The organism is Bradyrhizobium sp. McL0616 (genome assembly GCF_049993385.1).
In the GTDB taxonomy this organism is placed as follows: Bacteria; Pseudomonadota; Alphaproteobacteria; order Rhizobiales; family Xanthobacteraceae; genus Bradyrhizobium.
The window spans coordinates 8232107-8251516 of the sequence record NZ_CP188255.1 but is presented as its reverse complement, the minus strand read 5'-3'; the positions used below and the strand labels follow the sequence as shown (position 1 = coordinate 8251516).

Genomic DNA, 19410 nt, shown 5'->3' with positions numbered 1-19410 from the left:
CAGATGCGTTTTGGCGGCGGATTCGAGCGACCGGGCGATGCGCCGTCGCTCGCCGGGGTGTAGAATTCCCACGATGTACCACCGGCGCGTCGTGGCGGAGAGCGCGATGAGAGCAGCGAAATCATCCACAACATCATGGCTCGCGGCGGCGGCGATTGCCGCGGTGATGGCCACCAGCGGCGGCCTGGTGACCGCGCAATCGGCGCCTGACGGTGAAAACGGCCGCTACAGCATGACACCGATCCCCGAGGGCGTGCTGCGGCTCGACACCCGCACCGGCATGGTCTCGACCTGCACCAGGAACGGCGCCGGTTGGGCCTGCTATTCCGTGCCCGACGAGCGCTCTGCGCTCGACGCCGAGATCGGCAGGCTCGAGGCCGAGGTCGAGAAGCTGAAGGGCCAGCTCGCGACCGGGCCGACCGTCTCGGGCAAGGTCGATGAGGCGCTGCCGAAATCCGATCCGCTGAAGAAGGCAGAGCCGAAGGTCGCCGAGGGCGACCGCAGGATCGAGATCCCGCTGCCGAGCGACCAGGACCTCGACCGAGCGATGTCGTTCCTGGAAAAGGCCTGGCGGCGGCTGATCGACTTGGCCAACCGCGTGCAGAAGGACGTGTCGGGGAAGATTTGAGAGGTTTCTCCGGTGTCGTCCTGGCTTTCGCCAGGACGACGTAACGAGAGTCGTTCATGACATCAACGAGATCACTGACACGCTCAGCGCCATCCACTGTGCACGCCACCACCATTTCATCGTCACTGCTTACCGTGCAGACGCCGGGCCGCGGCTTCACTGATCTCACCGCGGAAGTCGCAAAATTCATCAGGGACGTTCACGCGCGCGACGGCGCACTGACGCTGTTCATTCGCCACACCTCGGCCTCGCTGACGATTCAGGAAAACGCCGATCCTTCCGTGCTCGTCGATCTTACGACGGCACTATCGCGGCTCGCACCTGAAAATGCGCCCTGGACCCATGACACCGAAGGGCCGGACGACATGCCGGCGCACGTCAAGACGATGCTGACGCAGACCTCGCTGCATGTGCCGGTGCTGGGCGGCGCGCTCGCGCTCGGCACCTGGCAGGCGATCTATCTGGTCGAGCATCGCGCGCGTCCGCATCGACGGGAGGTCGTGCTGCAGTTCATCGGCGGCAATCAGTAGAGATTGATCCGGAAAAGTGCGAAGCGGTTTTCCGAAAAGATCATGCTCAAAAAATAGAGCCCAAAAGAAAACCGGCCGCGGATCGCTCCGCGGCCGGCTGATCAGACGCGTCGCGACGCGATCAGGTCTTGGTGATGTCGACGTCCTTGGTCTCGGGGACGAAGATCAGGCCGACGATGAAGGTCATCGACGCGATCGCAATCGGGTACCAGAGGCCTGCGTAGATATTGCCTGTTGCTGCGACCAGCGCGACCGCAATCGGCGGCAGCAGACCTCCGAACCAGCCGTTGCCGATGTGATAGGGCAGCGACATGGAGGTGTAGCGGATCCGCGTCGGGAACAGCTCGACGAGAGCGGCTGCGATCGGGCCGTACACCATGGTCACGAGGATCGCGAGGTAGGTCAGGACGACGATCAGCATCGGCATGTTGATCGCGGCCGGATCGGCGCCCTTGACGGGGTAGCCTGCTTCGCCGACCGCAGCGGTCACGGCGCCCGTGAACGCGGTGCGGGCGGCTGCGAAGGCCTTGGGATCGGCACCGGCGCCGTTCACCGAGTCGAACGACTTGCTGCCGACGACGACCTTGGCGAGGCTGCCGGGCGCACCGGGCTCCAGCCTGAAGTTCACCGACGACGCGATCAGCGCGTTGCGGGCGACGTCGCAGGAACTGGTGAACACCCTGCCGCCGACCGGGTCGAACAGCACGTTACAGTCCTTCGGGTCGGCGATGACGGTCACCGGTGCATTGGCCAGCGCCTTCTCGAGCGCCGGGTTGGCGGCGGACGTCAGCAGGCTAAAGGCGAAATGATAGGTCAATGCGCCGAGCAAGCAGCCGGCCAGGATGATCGGCTTGCGGCCGATCTTGTCCGAGAGCCAGCCGAAGAACAGGAAGCCGACGGTCGCGATCGCCAGCGCGATAATGAGCGCAATGTCAGCCGAGTTCGCCGGCACCTTGAGCGTGTTGACGAGGAAGACGCGCGCGTAGAACTGGCCGCCGTACCAGATCACGGCCTGACCCGCGGTGAGGCCGAGCAGGGCGATCAGCGCGATCTTTCCGTTCTGCCAGTTGCCGAAGGCTTCCGTCAGGGGCGCCTTGGACGCCTTGCCTTCGTCCTTCATCTTCTGGAACAGCGGCGATTCCGACAGTTGCATGCGGATCCAGATCGAGATGCCGAGCAGCAGGATCGAGAGCAGATAGGGGATACGCCAGCCGCCCGAGAGGCTCGAATCGCTGAATGCATCGGCGCTCATGCTGTTGCGGACGATGTAGACAACGAGCAGCGACAGGAACAGGCCGATCGTCGCGGTGGTCTGAATCCAGGACGTGTAGAATCCACGACGGCCCTGCGGCGCATGCTCGGCGACGTAAGTGGCGGCGCCGCCGTACTCGCCGCCGAGAGCGAGTCCTTGCAGAAGACGCAGACCGATCAGGATCGTCGGAGCCAGCCAGCCGAGCGTCTGGTAGCCCGGCGTCAGGCCGACCAGGAAGGTCGACAGGCCCATGATGGTGATGGTGACGAGGAAGGTATATTTGCGGCCGACGAGATCGCCGACGCGGCCGAACACCAGCGCGCCGAGGGGACGAACCAGGAAGCCTGCCGAAAAGGTCAGGAGCGCGAAGATGAACTGCGTATTGGCGTCGAACGCCGAGTAGAACGCCTTGCCGATCTGGGCCGCGGTCCAGCCGTACAGGTAGAAATCGTACCATTCGAACACGGTACCGAGAGAGGATGCGAAGATGACCTTCTTCTCTTCGCCGGTCATTACCCGTGCCCTGACGCCGCCGGCGGCCGCTGCCATTGTCATAGTTCCACTCCCCGAATTTCGTTTCCTCGCGCCCCGGGATGTCCGGACGCGCCGGATCAATCTGGGTCTTGCCCCCAAGGTAACATCGGCGTGAAACCGGCCCCAATACGACTTTCGGCCTTGCGCACTGACACGTACCTGACGTTGTGGGCGTCCGGTGCAGCGCGGCGGAACGAGGGCGCGGATTAACCCCCTTCCCGCAAAGGAATAATGTGCCCTTGCATGCCACGGCCGGTCGGGGAAGAATTGACCGCGGCGCCGGACCGGACTACTGGCGCGGTTGTAAACGACAGCAAGAGATCGATGAACGCTTCCTCCACCCATCTCGTCATTGCCGATGACCATCCGCTGTTCCGCGATGCGCTGCGGCAGGCGGTGGCAGGTGTCCTGAGCACGGCGAAGATCGACGAGGCCGGCTCGTTCGAGGATCTGACGAAGCTGCTGGAGCAGACCTCCGACGTCGACCTGATCCTGCTCGACCTCTCGATGCCCGGCATCTCCGGCTTTTCCGGCCTGATCTATCTGCGCGCGCAATATCCGGCGATCCCTGTCGTGATCGTCTCGGCCTCGGACGACAGCGCCACGATTCGCCGCTCGCTCGATTTCGGCGCCTCCGGCTTCATCCCGAAGCGATTCGGCGTCGAGACGCTACGTGACGCCATCCTCAAGGTCATGGACGGTGACGTCTGGGTTCCCGCCGACACTGACCTGTCGGCCCCCGCCGACCCCGACATGACTCGTCTGCGCGACCGCCTGGTGACGCTGACGCCGCAGCAGATGCGGGTCTTGATGATGCTGTCGGAGGGGCTGCTGAACAAGCAGATCGCCTATGAGCTCGGCGTCTCCGAGGCGACCATCAAGGCGCATGTCTCCGCGATCCTGCAAAAGCTCGGCGTCGAGAGCCGGACCCAGGCCGTGATCGCCGCCGCGAGGATCGCCGGCGGGCAGTGGAAGCAGGGCACCCCGACGGGGTAGTTCTCGCTACAGCGTCTCCATGAGCGCTTTGGCGGCTCTGGTATCTGCCGTATCGGAACCCTCGACGAAGCCTTCCAGGGCCGATTGAAGCAGTCGCTTCACGTCCTCGCGCTGGCCGCGTTCGGCCAAGAGCTTGGCAAGATCGATCGCGGCGCGTAGTTCCCAGGCCTTCGCACCCTTGCTGCGGCTCAGCTCCAGCGATTGCATGATGTGGGCTTCCGCTTCGTCGGACTTGAGCAGTGAAAGCAACACCTTGCCCTTCATGCGCAGCAGCTCGGGCATATAAAGGCGATCGCCGTTCTCTGCGACGAGCCGGATCGCATCGTCGATCACCTGCGCGCTCTGCTCGACCCGATCGAGTGCCAGAAGACCGTGTACCAACGCGATGTTGAAGGTCGTGGTCAGCAGCTCATAGCCTGCGTCGTGCAGTTCTTGCAGGCAGCGCCTGATCGTCTCGACGCCGCTCTCCGCGTCTCCGCGCCGGATTGCAAGCTCGCCTTTGACGCCTCTCCCGACAGCGAGATAAGGCCCCATCGAGCGCGACTGGGCGTGAGCGATGAAACGATCGATATTCTCTTCCGCGCCGGCGAGGTCACCGCTCCAGAGATCGATCGATACGGCCCAGATCAGTGCGATGCAGAGCGTGATCGGATGATCCATCTGCGCGGCATCAGCCACCGACTGCTGCGCCAATTGCCGTGCTTGCGAAGGCTGACCCTGTAACCAGAGCTCCCGCGCCAGCGTGATGCCGGCCCGATTGCGATGGTCGAAGCCGTAGACCGTGCTGATCCGCTCCGTGCCCGGACCTCGCCAGGCGGCCTCCAGCATCTTCAGCGCGCCGCGATGGTCGCCGCCCAGATGCAGCGAGACGCCGAGCAGCGATTGGGCAAGTGCGAGGGAGGCGGGGTCGCTCAGCGCTTCGGCGACTGCGACGCTCTGCTGCGCATGGCCGAGCGCAGCATCGAACTGACCGATCCGTTCATGAAAGATATGCATCCGGCCGAGCAGCTGGAGCTGGTTCGGCGCATCGCCCAGCGCATCGGCAATCGCGAGGCTCCTGGTCAGGGCGCTGTGCGCAGCTTCGCTGCCGCCGCGCGTGAACATCAAGGTCAATCCGAGCGCGGCCTGGATGTGCATTTCCTCGGCGCTGCCGCGCGAGGGAGGATCGATCGCGAGCAGCGCGCGCTCGGACCAGCGACGGCATTCGGTGAGCAGGGACATCGCCAGGAAAATGGGCGCCGCCGCGGCGGCCAGCGCAACGCCGGTGCCGGCATCGCCGCTCGGGCCGAAGCACCAGTCGAGCGCGGCGCGCACATTGTGGAGCGCGGAGAAATGAATGGCGCGCTCATCGGCGCTCGGCACCGTCGCCCATTTGGTGCCGGCCTGTTGCAGCCACCGCCGGTAGTAGGTGGCGTGGCGGGCAGCAAGTGCCGGCTTGTCGTCCTCGATCGCGAGCAGATAGGCGCGCGTCGTGTCGAGGAGACGGTAGCGCATCATGGCGCCGATCGGCCGCGGCGCGACCATCGATTTGGCGACGAGACTGTCGATGGCATCGAACAGCCGGGAGCGGTCGACCTGCTCGTCAGGCACGATTTCGAGCGCGGCATCGATGGTGAAATGCCCGGCAAAAACCGCAAGACTGCGCAGCACGAGGCGTTCGAGGTCGGACAAGAGCCCGTAGCTCCAGTCCAGCGTGGCTTGCAATGTCTTCTGCCGCGGCGGCGCGGTGCGCTGCCCCTGCCAGAGCAGATTGAGGCGCTCGTCGAGCAGCGTCGCGGTCTGCTCCAGGCCGTAGGCTTCGACGCGGCCGGCGGCGAGCTCGATCGCGAGCGCCATGCCGTCGAGCTTGCGGCAGATGCCCGCGGCAATGGCGGCATTGGAATCGTCGAGCGTGATCTGCGCGCCGCCGGCGGCCGCACGTTCGAGAAACAGTTCGAGCGCGGGATAGGTCCGGGCAACCGCAGCCGTCAGTGCGGGGACGTCGGGTGGAACGGCAAGCGGCGCCAGCCGGTAGACTTGCTCGCCTTCGACGCGCAGGGCTTCCCTGCTCGTGGCCAGGATATGGACCTGCGGCGCGGCCTGAAAGATCTCTGCGGCCAGCGGCGCCGCGGCCGCAATCACGTGCTCGCAATTGTCCAGGATCAGCAGCATCTTCTTGTCGTGCAGATGCGCCAGCAAGGCAGGCATCGGATCGTCGGCCTGGACCGGCAGGCCGAGCATCAGCAGCAGCGAGGTGATCACGAGATCGGGATCGCCGAGCGCGGCAAGGTCGACGAAATGTGCGGCACCGGCGAATGTCGCGAGCAGGTCGTGCGCGATCGCCACCGCAATTGCGGTCTTGCCGACGCCGCCGGGGCCCACGATCGTGACGAAGCGCGAAGCGATGAGCTTTTCCGACACAGCGCCGACCGCATCGTCGCGCCCGACCATCCGTTGCAGTCGGTTGGGTAGTTTTACGGGCGGCAATTCCGCCCGCGGCGCAGCGCTTCGCTCGGCCGGAAGGCCGGCTCGCGCGATCGGCGCCACGAAGCAATAGCCGCGGCCTGACAGCGTCGTGATGTAGCGGGCGCCATCCTTGCCGTCGCCGAGCGCTTTCCGCAGCGATGCGATGTGAAAGCGCAGGTTCGCTTCCTCGACGCTCATGCCGGGCCAGACCAGGCCCATCAGATCCCATTTGCTGATGACCTCGTTTGGCCGCGACATCAGCGCGATCAGCGTATCGAAGCTCTTGGCGCCCATCGGCAGCGCGACGCCGTCGCGCGTCAAGAGCCTCTCATGCGGCGTCACGGTGAACGGCCCGAACGACAATATTGCTGCGGCGGGCCCGGCCAGTTCGGTCATCGCGAAACCTTGCTCATCTGGCGAACCGGATAGCCAGCCGCCAGCAATCCGGCAAGGCCGGCTTTGCATCGGCATCAGACCGCGTTTGCAGGCCTCATAACCGGGTTCCATGCCGGCCTCACAACTTCTCACAAGTCCAAACGGGTATCCGGCGGCAGCCGCTGATAGTCAGTTGCGCGACGGCAAGGAGACCTTCATGGCGCAAACGGCAAGACTGCTCTACACGGCCCGCACCCACACCACCGGCGGGCGCCAGGACGGCATGTCGCGCAGCTCCGACGGGCGGCTCGACGTGCGGCTATCGCCGCCGGGTGGCGCCGGCATCGGCACCAATCCCGAGCAATTGTTCGCGGCCGGCTGGTCCGCGTGTTTCGAAGGCGCCATGGAGATCGCGGCCCGCAAGCGGAAGATCGCGCTGCCCAGCAGATGCGCGATCGACGCCGAGATCGACCTCGTCCTCGAAGAGGACGCTTATGCGCTCAGGGCGCGCCTCAATGTCAGCCTGCCCGGCCTCGACCGCGACGTCGCGCGTGCTCTCATCAACGAGGCGCACCAGACCTGCCCCTATTCCAAAGCCGTCCGCGACAATATCGGCGTCACCGTCGAGCTGATCTGAAGAATCCACCACCCATCAACAAGGTCCTACGAAGATGAAACAGATTGTCGACCAGCACCGTCGTCAGTTTTTCGGTGTCGCCGCAGGAACCGTCGCTGTAGGTCTCGGCGTGATCGACCTCGCGCATGCCGAAACGGAAGCGCCGCGCTCCTCCGCCGCGAATGCGTCCTTTGGCACGATCAAGCAGATCAATGCCGGCGTCCTGAACGTCGGCTATGCGGAGGTCGGTCCGGCGGGCGGTCCCGTGGCGATCCTGCTCCACGGCTGGCCCTACGACATTCACAGCTTCGTCGACGTCGCGCCGATCCTGGCGCAGGCTGGCTATCGCGTCATCATCCCTCACCTGCGCGGTTACGGCACGACGCATTTCCTTTCCAGCGAGACGCCGCGCAACGGCGAGCCGGCGGCGATGGCCGTCGACATCATCGCGCTGATGGATGTGCTCGACATCAAGAAGGCGGTCGTTGCAGGCTTCGATTGGGGCGCGCGCACCGCCGATATCATTGCGGCATTGTGGCCGGAGCGCTGTCGCGCGCTGGTGTCGGTCAGCGGCTATCTGATCTCCAGCCAGGCCGCGGGCAGCGCGCCACTGCCGCCTTCGGCCGAACTGCAATGGTGGTACCAGTTCTATTTCGCGACCGAGCGTGGCCGTGCCGGCTACGAGAAGTATACGCATGATTTCGCAAAACTGATCTGGAAGCTGGCCTCGCCGCAGTGGAAGTTCGACGACGCCACCTTCGACCGGAGTGCAGCGGCGCTCGACAACAAGGATCATGTCGCGATCACGATCCACAATTACCGCTGGCGGCTCGGGCTCGCCAAAGGTGAGGCGAAGTACGAGGAAATCGAAAAGAAGCTTGCGGCAGCCCCCATCATCGGCGTGCCGACGATCACGATGGAGGGCGACGCCAACGGCGCGCCGCATCCCGACTCGAGCGCCTACGCCAAGAGGTTCTCCGGCCGCTACGACTATCGCCTGATCACCGGCGGCATCGGTCACAACCTGCCCCAGGAAGCGCCGCAGGCCTTTGCCAAGGCCGTCATCGACGCCGACGGCGGCGCCTGAGCGTTCGTCGAACACCTCGGTCCGGCGCGGCTGGACCGAGGAAGCGCCCCGATCCCAGCTCGAGAAACACCATGACGACAATCGAATCTCAAAAGAAAAAATCCTCCAGCGCCACGGTCATCACGTTGGCCGTGCTGCTTCTCGTCGTTCTCCTGACGAGCGTGCCGTACCTGGTTTCGATCGCGCTCGCGGAAAGCCCTGCGACGGCAGATGCCTCGCCGATCTTCGGCGTCACGATTCCCGCGGGCTACAAGCAGTGGGAGCTGATCGCGCCGGCCGAAGAGGCGGCACCTCTGAACGAGCTTCGCGCCGTCGTCGGCAACCAGACTTCAATCGACGCCTATCAAGGCGGCAAGCTTCCATTCCCTGACGGCACCATCCTCGTCAAACGCGCCTGGAAGCGCACGCAATCTCCTGATTTCGCATCCGCAACGATTCCCGGTGCCGCCACAACGGTGCAGGTGATGGTCAAGGATTCGAAGAAATATGCCGCGACCGGCGGCTGGGGTTTTGGCCGCTTCATCAACGGCAAGCCGGTGGATGAGGCGCAGCACCGCACCTGCTTTGCCTGCCACGAAGCCCGCGCGAAGGGGCACGACTACGTTTTCACCCGGCTTGCGCCCTGAGACCATGCGGAGGCTATCTTGAAGACCTGGTTCATTAGCGGCAGCTCGCGCGGCCTTGGCCGCGCCATCACGGAAGCCGCACTCGCAGCGGGAGACCGGGTGGTTGCGACCGCGCGGGATCTCCGGCCGCTCGAACCGCTGCTTCAGCGCTTTGGCGGGAAGCTCCGGCTCGCAAAGCTCGACGTCACCGACGAGGTGGCTGCGCAAGCCGCTATCGGCCTGGCTGCCGAGGCGTTCGGCGGCATCGATGTGGTCGTGAACAACGCGGGCTATGGCGATCTCGGATCGGTCGAGGACACCAGCCTGGAGTCATTCCGGCAACAGATCGGCGCCAACCTGCTCGGAACCATCATCGTCACGAAGGCCGCGATCCCTGTACTGCGCCGGCAACGCCGTGGCCACATCGTGCAGGTCTCGTCCGTCGGCGGACGGATCGGTGCGCCGGCACGCGCGGCCTATTCAGCGGCGAAATGGGGCATCGAAGGGTTTTCGGAGTCGCTTGCGCGCGAGATGGCGCTGATCGGCGTGCACGTGACGATCGTCGAGCCCGGCGGCTTCCGCACCGGCTTTGCCCAAGCCGCGCATGAAACGAACGAAGGACGCCCGGAATACGACGCGGTCGTTGGCGCTGCAGTGAGGATGCAGCGTGATTACGATGGCCGCCAACCGGGCGACCCGGAGAAGGCGGCCGCCGTCGTACTGAAGCTCGCCGACATGGATCGCCCGCCCCTGCGGATCGCGCTCGGCAGCGACGCCGTCAATGCCATCGCGGCGACCGACAAGCTTCGTCTCGAAGAGCTCGAGAAGTGGCGCGCGCTCAGCGTCTCGACCGACTACTGACCGGGTCTCACTCCGCCGCGACCATCTGCTGGGTGCGCCATTGCCCGAGCAGAGCGCGCAGCGAAGCCGGCTTCACCGGCTTGTTCAGCACCGCGATCTTCTCATCGCGCGCAGCCGACTGCACGGCGGGGCTGCGGTCGGCGGTGATTAGGATCGCGGGGATGGTGTCGCCGAAGCGGCGGCGGATGTCGCGGATGGCGGCGATGCCGTTGCCGCGGTCGAGGTGGTAGTCGACCAGCAGGCCGGTGACGCGCTTGTCGGCGGCTTCGATCGCGGCGATCGCGCCTTCAGGATCGGCAACCGCGATCACCTCGGCATCCCAGGCCTTCAACAGCGTTCGCATGCCGTCGAGGATCGCGGTGTCGTTCTCGATGCAGACGATCAGCGCGCCGGAGATCGACGTGCGCGCCAGCGGCGTCGCGCTGGTCACCGCCGCGGTCAGCGTCACGGCCTTCGCTGTCGGCACGGTCACGGAGAACAACGAGCCGCGGCTCGTATTGGCGTCGATGGCGATACCGTGGTTGAGCACGCGCGCCAGCCGCTCGACGATCGACAGTCCCAGCCCCAGACCGCGCGCGATCCGCGCGCCCTGCTCGAGGCGGTGGAATTCCTTGAAAATTTCACCGCGCTTGGCCAGCGGTATACCGACGCCGGTGTCGTAGACGCAGATCTTGAGCGAGGCGCCTTGGCGGCGGCAGCCGACCAGCACGCGTCCGCGCGGAGTGTATTTGATCGCGTTGGAGATCAGGTTCTGCAACAGCCGTCGCAGCAGCAGCCGGTCCGACTCGACCGGCAGCGAGCAGGGCACGAAGGCGAGCTCGAGGTTCTTGGCGCGCGCGATCGGGGCGAACTCGATCTCCAGCGAACGCATTAGATCGGCCATCTTGAAGCTGGAGATCGAAGTCGTCATCGCGCCGGCATCGAGTCTTGAGATGTCGAGCAGCGCGCCGAGGATTTCCTCGATCGCCTGGAGAGACTCGTCGATGTTCTCGACCAGCCGCGTCTCCTCGCCGCTGTGCTGACGCTCAACCAGGCTCGTGACGTAGAGCCGTGCCGCGTTCAGCGGCTGGAGAATGTCGTGGCTCGCGGCCGCGAGGAAGCGCGTCTTGGAGATGCTGGCGTCCTCCGCCGAGCTCTTTGCCAGCGCCAGCTCCGAATTCAGCCGGGTCAATTCCTCGGTGCGGTCGCGCACGCGCTTTTCCAGCGTCGCATTGGCGCGCTCCAGCGCTTCGGCCGCCTCGAAGGTGGGCGTGACGTCGGTGAAGGTGATGACGAAGCCGCCGCCGGGCATGCGGTTGGTCAGGATCTCGATCACCATGTGCCGTTCCGGCAGGCGCTCGAGATAGGGTTCGCCGTCGGTGGTGTAGGCCGCGAGCCGCCGCTCCAGCACCGCTTCCCGCTCGACAGGATTGTCGGGATTGCTCACGCCCATGAATTCCAGGATCTCACGGAGCGGCGTGCCGAACTGGATGAAATGCGGCGGCACGTTGAGGAGATCGCCGAACTGCCGGTTGGAGCAGATCAGTTGCAAATCGGCGTCGAACACCGCAATGCCCTGGCGCACATGGTTGAGCGCGGTCTGGAGGATCTCGCGGTTGAAATGCAGCGCCGCATGGGAATCGTCGAGCAGTTTGAGCGCGGCTCGCGCCGAGACCGTTCGCTTGCGCAGCAACAGCGACATCACGAGGCGCGAGGACGCCGCTCCGATCGACGAGGCGATCAGGTGCTCGGCGTGCTGCAACAGCTCGAAATCGGCAGGGGCCGAGAGCTCCAGCCGCATGTTACGCCGTGCCGAAAACGCCTCGAAGGAATGCCGGGCGCGATCGGGCCCGAGATATTGCGCGACCGTGGTCTGGATGTCCTGCACCGTGATGGTGGTGCGCCAGCGGCGGAAGCTCGGGGCGATCGGGGCGAGCGTGTTGGGCACGAACAGATCGGCCTGCACCAGCTCGATGGAAGAGGGCTGCCGCGCCAGCGACAGCAGCACGTAGGTGAGGATGTTGAGCGAGAGCGACCAGACCACGCCATGCATCAGCGGCGGCAGGTCGGCGCCGAACAGCGCCTGCGGCCGCAGCGCCTCGATGCCGAAGGGGCCGTGCTGGAGCAACAGGATGCCCGAGGTCGAGGTGTCCATGAAGCTTGGCATGAACAGCGTGTAGACCCACACCGCGAAACCGACCAGCATGCCGCCGATCGCGCCGCGTGCGGTGGCCCGCCGCCACAACAACCCGCCGAAGAAGGCTGGCGCGAGCTGCGCGATGGCGGCAAAGGAAAGCAGGCCGATCGCCGCAAGCTGGGTGTTGCCGAGCGCGCGATAGTAGAAATAGGCCATCACCATGATGGCGAAGATCGCAAGCCGCCGCGAGCGCAGCAGGAAGTCACCGAAATCGGTGCCTCCGGTGCGGCCTTCGGGTCGTCGCTGCAGCACCAGCGGCACCACGAGATCGTTCGAGACCATGATCGAGAGCGCGACGCATTCGACGATCACCATCGCGGTCGCAGCCGACAGGCCGCCGACGAAGACGGCGACGCTGAGCAGGTCCGCGCCGCCCTCCATCGGCAATGCCAGCACGTACATGTCGGGATCGGCGGCGCCGAATGGGAAGCTGACCAGGCCGGCGAGCGCGATCGGGATCACGAACAGATTGATGACGACGAGATAGAGCGGAAACAGCCAGCGGGCGCGACCGACCTCGGCATCCGAGGAATTCTCGACCACGCTGACGTGGAACTGGCGCGGCAGCAGCATGATCGCGCAGAGCGACAAAAGCGTCATGGTCAGGAAGTTGCCGATCGACGGCGAATAGTTGATGGCGCGCACTGCCTCCGGCGTCTTCATGGCGCGCTCGATCAATTCGTGCGGCGAGAACATCCAGAAGGTGACGAAGATACCGGCAGCGAGGAAGGCGACCAGCTTGATGATGGATTCGGTCGCCACCGCCAGCATCAGGCCGTGCTGGTGCTCGGTGGCGTCGGTGTGCCGCGTACCGAACAGCACGGCGAAGGCTGCCATCGCCAGCGTCACCATCAGCGCCATGTCGCCGAGGATCGGGATGTGGGAAAACGCCTGGTCCTCGCTCAGGATGACTTCGAGTGAGGAGGCGACTGCCTTGAGCTGCAGCGCGATGTAGGGCACCGAGCCGATGATCGCGATCAGCGCCACGGTTGCGGCCACCGCCTGGCTCTTGCCATAGCGCGCGCCGATGAAGTCGGCGATCGAGGTGATGTTGTTTGCTTTCGCGAGCTGGATCACGCGGCGCAGGACGCCGGCGCCGAGCCCGATCATCAGGATCGGGCCGACATAGATCGCGAGGAAGTCGGTCGAGGTGCGGGTGGCGAAGCCGACCGAGCCGAAGAAGGTCCAGGAGGTGCAGTAGATCGCCATCGACAGCGGATAGATCAGCCCGGACGCGCGACCACGCCCGGCCGGCGAGCGGCGGTCGCCATGGCTCGCCACCAGGAACAGGAAGCCGATATAGCCGAAGGCGGCAGCGATCACGCCCCAATCGTGCAGCATGGCGAGCGCGCTCTCCCTGGACGCGGCAGCCCCGCGTCCGACCTCATTTTCCCAGCAAATCTAGCGCGTTGGAGGGCGGCAAGCGACAGGGAAATGCCGCGTGGGGGCAGGAACTGGGGTTGTCGTTAAGCCGCGGGGCGAGGCGAAAAGAGACGATTACTCCGCCGCCAGCGACTTCTCGCGGAGTGGCAGGCCGAGGCGGTCCCACACTTGCAGCAGCGCTTCGGCGAGCTGATCGATCAGGCCGTCGTCGTGATAGGGCGAGGGCGTGATACGCAGGCGTTCGGTGCCCTTGGCGACCGTCGGATAGTTGATCGGCTGGATGTAGATGCCGTGATCCTCGAGCAGCAGGTCCGAAGCCTGCTTGCACTTCTCGGCATCGCCGATGAACAGCGGCACGATGTGGGTGTCGCTCGACATCACCGGCAGACCGGCGGCATTGAGGATCGCCTTGACGCGGGCGGCGCGGTCCTGATGGCGCTCGCGCTCCCAGCTCGAGGTCTTCAGGTGCTTGATCGCAGCCGTCGCGGCCGAGCAGATCGCCGGCGGCAGTGCGGTGGTGAAGATGAAGCCCGGCGCGTAAGAGCGCACGGCATCGATGATCTGGCCGTTGGCGGCGATGTAGCCGCCGAGGCAGCCGAACGCCTTCGCCAGCGTGCCTTCGAGAATGTCGATGCGATGCATCACGCCGTCACGCTCGGCGATGCCGCCGCCGCGCGGGCCGTACATGCCGACCGCATGGACTTCGTCGACATAGGTCATCGCGCCGTACTTCTCGGCGAGATCGCAGATTTTTGCGAGCGGAGCGACGTCGCCGTCCATGGAATAGAGGCTCTCGCAAGCGATCAGTTTTGGCCGGTTCGGACCGGCGGCTTTCAGCAGCTCTTCGAGATCGGCGAGGTCGTTGTGACGGAACACGAGCCGCTCGCAGCCGGACTGGCGGATGCCCTCGATCATCGAATTGTGGTTGAGCTCGTCCGACAGGATCAGGCAGTTCGGGATCAGCTTGGCGATGGTCGCGATGCCGGTCTGGTTCGAGACATAGCCCGAGGTAAACAGCAGCGAGGCTTCCTTGCCGTGGAGGTCGGCGAGCTCGGCCTCGAGCTGCACCAGCGGATGGTGCGTGCCGGCGATGTTGCGGGTGCCGCCGGCGCCGGTGCCGACGCGCGTTGCGGTCTCGACCATGGCGCCGACCACTTTCGGGTGCTGGCCCATGCCGAGATAATCGTTGGAGCACCAGATCACGACGTCGCGCTTGCCCTTGGGCGAATGCCAGAGCGCATGCGGAAACCGGCCGGCGATGCGCTCGAGGTCGGCGAACACGCGATAGCGCCGCTCGGTGTGGAGACGATCGAGGGCGGAACTAAAGAACTGGCTGTAATCCATCGACAAAAACCTGCAACGGAACCAAGGGGCCGCATCTTTTTAGAGCTTTTCCAGCTCTAATGTCTATGCGCTATCCCACATTTGGGCATGAGGGGCATTTGGGCAAAATGCCCTATCGTGCGATTTGAAACTTGATCCGGATCAAGTTCACGCGAGGTGCAATGTTGCCCTGCACCATGCGCCGGAGTGCCGTCTCACCGGCCTTTGCGTTCACGTCGTCCTGAACTGGAGCACGCCGTCCTTCGGCTCGGCTGTCAGACGGCCCTCGACGATCATGTAGTTGACGTGCGCGACAAGCTCGCCGGCGGCAAAGCCCATCTGATGTTCGTCCAGCACGTGCTTGTTGAACACCACTGGCACCAGGGCGCGCGAGGTCTGCGGCACTTCGCGGCAGGCTTCGGCGATCAGGCGGCAGCGTTCCTCGTGGTGATCGGCGAGCTGCTTGATGCGGGTCTTCAGTCCGTAGAACGGCACGCCGTGGCCGGGCAGCACCAGCAAATCATAGGGCAGCGTGGTGGTGAGGCTTGCAAGCGACGCCAGGTATTCGCCGAGCGAGTTCTGGTCGGGCTCGACCGCCCACACGCTGACATTGGGCGAGATCTTGCTCAGCACCTGGTCGGCGGACAGGAACAGCTTGTCGTCGGCGCAATACAGCATCACCTGGTCGAGCGCATGCCCGCCGCCGGTGATCACCTTGAAGCGGCGCGTGCCGATCACGACCTCGTCGCCATGCGAGATGCGGCGGTAGGACGGCGGCAGCACCGATACCTGCTTCAGATAATCCTGGCCGCGGCCGAGCAGCTTTTCGGTGAGCGATTCGTCCATGCCGTGGCGGCGGAAGAACAACCGCTGCGCATTGCGCCGCTCCTCGGTGCCGCGGTTCTGGTGATAGACCGATTGCAGATATTCGACCTGCGACATCACCAGCGGGCAGTTGAACCGCTCGATGATCCAGCCGGCGAGCCCGACATGATCGGGATGCGAATGCGTCACGATCAGGCGGGTAATGTTGACGCCCTTCAGCGGGCCGTCGAACAACTTCGTCCAGGCCTCGATGGTCTCCTCGTTGCCGAAGCCGGCATCGACCATCGCATAGCCGTCGCCGTCGGCGAGCAGATAGATGTTCACGTGGTTGAGGCGGAACGGCAGCTTCAGCCGCACCCACAACACGCCGGGCCGCACCTCCACGACCTCGTCGGGGCCGGGATGCTGCTCCCAAGGGTAGCGCAAGGCCTCGGCCGAGGACTGCGCGGTGTCGCTTTTTGAATTCATGCTTCCGGCTTAAACCCACGGGGCGCGCCGCGCCAGCCGAAAAAGGACGCTGGCGTGGCCCGCATAGCGGTCATTCCGGGTGACGGAACGGCGCTTTACGCCGCCCGCATATTGTTGAGGAACGCGTCGATCTCCCCGCGCAGCATGTCGGCCTCGCGGCGGAGCGCATCCGAGGCGCCGAGCACTTCGCTGGCCGCAGCGCCGGCCTCGGCGGACGCCGTGGAGACGCCGACGATGTTGCTGGAGACCTCGCTGGTGCCGCCGGCCGCATGCTGGATGTTGCGCGCGATCTCGCGGGTGGCCGCGCCCTGTTCCTCGACCGCAGCCGCGATCGTCGTGGTGACGTTGTCGATCTCGCCGATGATCCGGCCGATGCCCTGGATGGCGCCGACGGCCGAGGTCGTGACCTGCTGCATGCTGGCGATCTGGGTGCGGATCTCTTCCGTCGCTTTCGCGGTCTGGCTGGCGAGGCTCTTTACCTCGGAGGCGACCACGGCAAAGCCGCGGCCGGCTTCGCCCGCACGCGCTGCCTCGATGGTGGCGTTGAGCGCGAGCAGATTGGTCTGCGACGCAATGGTCTGGATCAGGTCGACGACGACGCTGATGCGGCTGGCGCTGTCGGCAAGGCTCTGCACCGTGGCGTCGGTGGCACCTGCTTCTTCGACCGCCTTCTTGGCGATCGCCGCCGAGGTGACGACCTGCTTGCTGATCTCCTCGATCGAGGACGAGAGCTGCTCGGTGCCGGACGACACGGTCTGCACGTTGACCGATGTCTCTTCCGCGGCCGAGGCCACCGCGTTCACCAGCGCGTTGGACTGATCGGCTGTCGTCGACATGCTCTGCGCGGTCGACTGCATCGAATTGGCCGATTGCGCGAGATTGTCGAGCGCGGAACGCACCGTACCCTCGAACTCGGCGATCTTCGCTTCCATCTGCGCGGCGCGCTCGGCCTTGAGGACACGATCCTTGTCCTGCTCGCTGGTAAGCGCCCGGGCCTCGATCATGCTGTCGCGGAACACTGTCAGCGTCTCCTTCATCGCGCCGATCTCGTCATTCTGCCGGGAGCGGACGATCTCGGTGTCGAGATCGCCGGCCGAGAGCAGCTGCATCGCGCGCTGGAGCTCGCGGATGCGGCGCAGGATATTGCGGCCGACATAGAGCCAGACGAACAGGGCCGAGCCGACCAGCGTCAGCGCGCCCAGCGCCAGCATGGCGGTGGTGGCGAGCGAAATCTCCTGGCGCGCCTGGAAGGTCGAGGCGTTGGTCTCCTTCTGCACGCCGTCGACCAGCTGCTGCACGCTGATGCCGAGACCGACATTGAGCTTGCGGGTTTCGTCCAAAATGGTCTGGCCGTAGTCGATGGAGTCGAGCTCCTTCTCGCGGATCTTGAAGACGCCGGTCTTGCCCTCGCCGAAGGCGAACAGTTTCTGCACGGCGTCGCGCACCGCCTGCATCGAGGGAATGTTCGAGAGGTCCTCGAGGTTCGACTTGACGCGGTCGCGGGTTGTCTTGAATTCCTTTTCGATCACCTCCAGCGTGTCGCTGTTGTTGGCGGAGAGCGCCGCCATCATGTCGGCGGCCATCAGATTGCCGTTGGCGGAGACGGTCGAGATCTGGGCGACGGTGCGGGCGGCTTCGGTGGCATCGTCCGCGGAGAGATCGGCGGCGCCGAGGATCGCGTTCAGGCGCGTCTGCGCATCCAGCATCGCAGGGCCGGCGGCGCCGACGAAGGCGAGCTGCGCCTTGCGCAGCGCCTCATACTGCTTGTCGTGCAGCGCGCCGGTGTCGAGCCGTTCGCGTGCGGCCGATACCAGGCTCTGCGTCGCCTCGTCGATGCTCTTGACGGTGTCGCGCAGCGCGGTCGCGGTCTGCTGATCGGCGCCGAGCTCGATGATCTCGCCGAGCTTGGCCATCGCGAGCTGCTGGATCTCCTGCACCTTCTTGGTGCGCTCCTTCAGCGCCTCGTCGGACGGCGATGCCAGCAGGCCCGGGCCCTGCGCCGCGAGCGTTGCGCTCTGCGAGGCGAGCTGAAGGCTTGCGGACAGGCGTGGAATGTCGCGGCCGCTCAGATCCATCATGGTCGAACCCAGATGGTTGAACACGAAGCCGGCGCCGGCTGCGATCACCAGGCCCATGCCCGCGATCACGGCGAAGGCCGCAAACAGGCTGCCACGCAGGCCCATTTTCGGCATTTTGAAACGAGTCTTGAAACGACCAAGGCTCAGACGGATCGCCATCGAAATTCCCCCACACCCGCAATCTCTTGTTTTCGCCGCGGAGTATGCTTGGGGCGGGTTAAAAAATCGCAAGTTGCACAATTGGTTGGCTAGTTCCGCAGAGCGAAAAAAGAAAGGGCCGGCAAAGTTGCCGGCCCTTGATAGCGAAGAGATTTCGACGCGCGATCAGTAGCGCGCGACCGTCGAGTTGGCCCAGTTGAAGCGGTAGTTGACGCCCGCCTTGATGGTGTGATCGTCGGTGGTGAAGTTACCGGTGCCGGTCAGCGGGCCTCCGGTGAAGTGCGCGTCGCCGAAATTGTAGTACTGGTACTCGGCCTTGGCCGACCAGCTCGGAGCGAACATGTACTCGAGGCCGGCGCCGACGGTGTAGCCGTTGCGGTGATCGCCAGTGATGACGAAGGCCGTCGGCACGCCGCCGACCGTCACCTTCTCGTTGTTATCCGAATAGGCGTAGCCGCCCTTCACGTAGAGCAGGCCAGGACCCCAGGTGTAGCCGACGCGACCGGTGATCGAGCCGAGACCACGCTGGTCGTTGGTGTAGGCGACGCCGCCCGGGAACACCGCACCGACATTGCCGGAGAGCCAGGAATACTGGGCCTCGGCGCCGACCACGAAGTTCGGGTTGACCTGCCAGTCCGCGCCGGCCTGCAGGCCGCCGAGGAAACGGCCATTGCCGTTGTTGCCGGTGGAGAGGCCGTTGAAATTGTTGTCGCTGGAGAACGCGCCGCCGACATGCGCACCGATGTAGAAACCGGTCCAGTTGTAGATCGGCGCGGCATAGGCCGGCGGAGCCTTGTTGTAATAGGGGCGGGCGCCGAGATCGGCACCGACGGCCGGCGCGGCCGCGCCCACCACGAGCAGCGCCACGGTCGCAAACAGAATCTTCTTCATCGTCTTGAACTCCAACACTCAGGTCCCCGGCTGGCGCGCTTTCCGCGCCGTCGTTGGTTTTGCAGATAGCTCGCTTTTGATGAAAATGCTGTCACATGCATGGCACAGCGGCACCCAACCTAACTTATTGGGCTGCAAATGGTTTTCGTGCTTAATGCCGGCTTAAAAAGTGATGAAG

General features: G+C 65.0%; 14 protein-coding genes. 7 read left to right on the top strand and 7 right to left on the bottom strand.

Annotation, left to right across the window (positions count from 1 at the left end; genetic code table 11):
- The first annotated feature begins 106 nt into the window (after positions 1-106).
- The gene (locus ACPPVR_RS39795) at positions 107-628 is read left to right on the top strand and encodes a hypothetical protein (protein ID WP_426611931.1); all 522 of its coding nucleotides are present in this window, start codon (positions 107-109) and stop codon (positions 626-628) included.
- 56 nt (positions 629-684) lie between these two features.
- Positions 685-1158, top strand: a complete 474-nt coding sequence (locus tag ACPPVR_RS39790) for a secondary thiamine-phosphate synthase enzyme YjbQ (RefSeq protein ID WP_426611930.1) — start codon at positions 685-687, stop codon at positions 1156-1158.
- A gap of 121 nt (positions 1159-1279) precedes the next feature.
- Here ACPPVR_RS39790 and ACPPVR_RS39785 read toward each other — a convergent pair whose 3' ends face one another.
- A complete protein-coding gene (locus tag ACPPVR_RS39785; protein WP_426611929.1) occupies positions 1280-2965 on the bottom strand; it encodes an MFS transporter in 1686 nt (561 codons plus the stop codon).
- A 303-nt stretch (positions 2966-3268) separates the two neighbouring features.
- Between ACPPVR_RS39785 and ACPPVR_RS39780 the strand changes: the two genes are divergently transcribed.
- Positions 3269-3940, top strand: coding sequence for a response regulator (locus ACPPVR_RS39780; protein WP_426611928.1), 672 nt, complete (start codon positions 3269-3271; stop codon positions 3938-3940).
- Positions 3941-3946: 6 nt separating this feature from the next.
- Here ACPPVR_RS39780 and ACPPVR_RS39775 read toward each other — a convergent pair whose 3' ends face one another.
- The gene (locus ACPPVR_RS39775) at positions 3947-6781 is read right to left on the bottom strand and encodes an ATP-binding protein (protein WP_426611927.1); all 2835 of its coding nucleotides are present in this window, start codon (positions 6779-6781) and stop codon (positions 3947-3949) included.
- A 196-nt stretch (positions 6782-6977) separates the two neighbouring features.
- On the opposite strand from ACPPVR_RS39775, the gene ACPPVR_RS39770 reads away from it, so the two are divergent.
- The 4 genes from ACPPVR_RS39770 to ACPPVR_RS39755 all read left to right on the top strand — a co-directional run bounded on the left by ACPPVR_RS39770 (position 6978) and on the right by ACPPVR_RS39755 (position 9929).
- Positions 6978-7397 carry an organic hydroperoxide resistance protein gene (locus ACPPVR_RS39770; RefSeq protein WP_426611926.1) on the top strand — a complete coding sequence of 140 codons (420 nt, stop codon included), beginning with the start codon at positions 6978-6980 and terminating at the stop codon, positions 7395-7397.
- Positions 7398-7431: 34 nt separating this feature from the next.
- A complete protein-coding gene (locus tag ACPPVR_RS39765; RefSeq protein ID WP_426611925.1) occupies positions 7432-8463 on the top strand; it encodes an alpha/beta fold hydrolase in 1032 nt (343 codons plus the stop codon).
- A gap of 71 nt (positions 8464-8534) precedes the next feature.
- Positions 8535-9089, top strand: a complete 555-nt coding sequence (locus ACPPVR_RS39760) for a cytochrome P460 family protein (protein WP_426611924.1) — start codon at positions 8535-8537, stop codon at positions 9087-9089.
- 15 nt (positions 9090-9104) lie between these two features.
- Positions 9105-9929: an SDR family NAD(P)-dependent oxidoreductase gene (locus tag ACPPVR_RS39755; protein WP_426616281.1), complete on the top strand. Its 825-nt coding sequence runs from the start codon at positions 9105-9107 to the stop codon at positions 9927-9929.
- 7 nt (positions 9930-9936) lie between these two features.
- Here the strand turns inward: ACPPVR_RS39755 and ACPPVR_RS39750 are convergent, their stop codons facing one another.
- The 5 genes from ACPPVR_RS39750 to ACPPVR_RS39730 form a co-directional block, all read right to left on the bottom strand.
- Positions 9937-13446 carry a PAS domain-containing hybrid sensor histidine kinase/response regulator gene (locus ACPPVR_RS39750; protein WP_426611923.1) on the bottom strand — a complete coding sequence of 1170 codons (3510 nt, stop codon included), beginning with the start codon at positions 13444-13446 and terminating at the stop codon, positions 9937-9939.
- Positions 13447-13602: 156 nt separating this feature from the next.
- Positions 13603-14832, bottom strand: a complete 1230-nt coding sequence (gene hemA / locus ACPPVR_RS39745) for a 5-aminolevulinate synthase (RefSeq protein ID WP_426611922.1) — start codon at positions 14830-14832, stop codon at positions 13603-13605.
- A gap of 210 nt (positions 14833-15042) precedes the next feature.
- On the bottom strand, positions 15043-16104 hold the full coding sequence (locus ACPPVR_RS39740; RefSeq protein WP_426611921.1) for an MBL fold metallo-hydrolase: 1062 nt from the start codon (positions 16102-16104) through the stop codon (positions 15043-15045).
- A 95-nt stretch (positions 16105-16199) separates the two neighbouring features.
- Positions 16200-18341, bottom strand: a complete 2142-nt coding sequence (locus ACPPVR_RS39735) for a methyl-accepting chemotaxis protein (protein ID WP_426611920.1) — start codon at positions 18339-18341, stop codon at positions 16200-16202.
- 165 nt (positions 18342-18506) lie between these two features.
- Positions 18507-19232 carry an outer membrane protein gene (locus ACPPVR_RS39730; RefSeq protein ID WP_426611919.1) on the bottom strand — a complete coding sequence of 242 codons (726 nt, stop codon included), beginning with the start codon at positions 19230-19232 and terminating at the stop codon, positions 18507-18509.
- Between the last annotated feature and the right edge of the window lie 178 nt (positions 19233-19410).

Excerpts from the sequence above, each read along its gene's own strand:
- ACPPVR_RS39795 (WP_426611931.1), top strand. The coding sequence starts at position 107 with ATGAGAGCAGCGAAATCATCCACAACATCATGGCTCGCGGCGGCGGCG.
- ACPPVR_RS39790 (WP_426611930.1), top strand. The coding sequence starts at position 685 with ATGACATCAACGAGATCACTGACACGCTCAGCGCCATCCACTGTGCAC.
- ACPPVR_RS39785 (WP_426611929.1), bottom strand. The coding sequence starts at position 2,965 with ATGACAATGGCAGCGGCCGCCGGCGGCGTCAGGGCACGGGTAATGACC.
- ACPPVR_RS39780 (WP_426611928.1), top strand. The coding sequence starts at position 3,269 with ATGAACGCTTCCTCCACCCATCTCGTCATTGCCGATGACCATCCGCTG.
- ACPPVR_RS39775 (WP_426611927.1), bottom strand. The coding sequence starts at position 6,781 with ATGACCGAACTGGCCGGGCCCGCCGCAGCAATATTGTCGTTCGGGCCG.
- ACPPVR_RS39770 (WP_426611926.1), top strand. The coding sequence starts at position 6,978 with ATGGCGCAAACGGCAAGACTGCTCTACACGGCCCGCACCCACACCACC.
- ACPPVR_RS39765 (WP_426611925.1), top strand. The coding sequence starts at position 7,432 with ATGAAACAGATTGTCGACCAGCACCGTCGTCAGTTTTTCGGTGTCGCC.
- ACPPVR_RS39760 (WP_426611924.1), top strand. The coding sequence starts at position 8,535 with ATGACGACAATCGAATCTCAAAAGAAAAAATCCTCCAGCGCCACGGTC.
- ACPPVR_RS39750 (WP_426611923.1), bottom strand. The coding sequence starts at position 13,446 with ATGCTGCACGATTGGGGCGTGATCGCTGCCGCCTTCGGCTATATCGGC.
- hemA (WP_426611922.1), bottom strand. The coding sequence starts at position 14,832 with ATGGATTACAGCCAGTTCTTTAGTTCCGCCCTCGATCGTCTCCACACC.
- ACPPVR_RS39740 (WP_426611921.1), bottom strand. The coding sequence starts at position 16,104 with ATGAATTCAAAAAGCGACACCGCGCAGTCCTCGGCCGAGGCCTTGCGC.
- ACPPVR_RS39735 (WP_426611920.1), bottom strand. The coding sequence starts at position 18,341 with ATGGCGATCCGTCTGAGCCTTGGTCGTTTCAAGACTCGTTTCAAAATG.
- ACPPVR_RS39730 (WP_426611919.1), bottom strand. The coding sequence starts at position 19,232 with ATGAAGAAGATTCTGTTTGCGACCGTGGCGCTGCTCGTGGTGGGCGCG.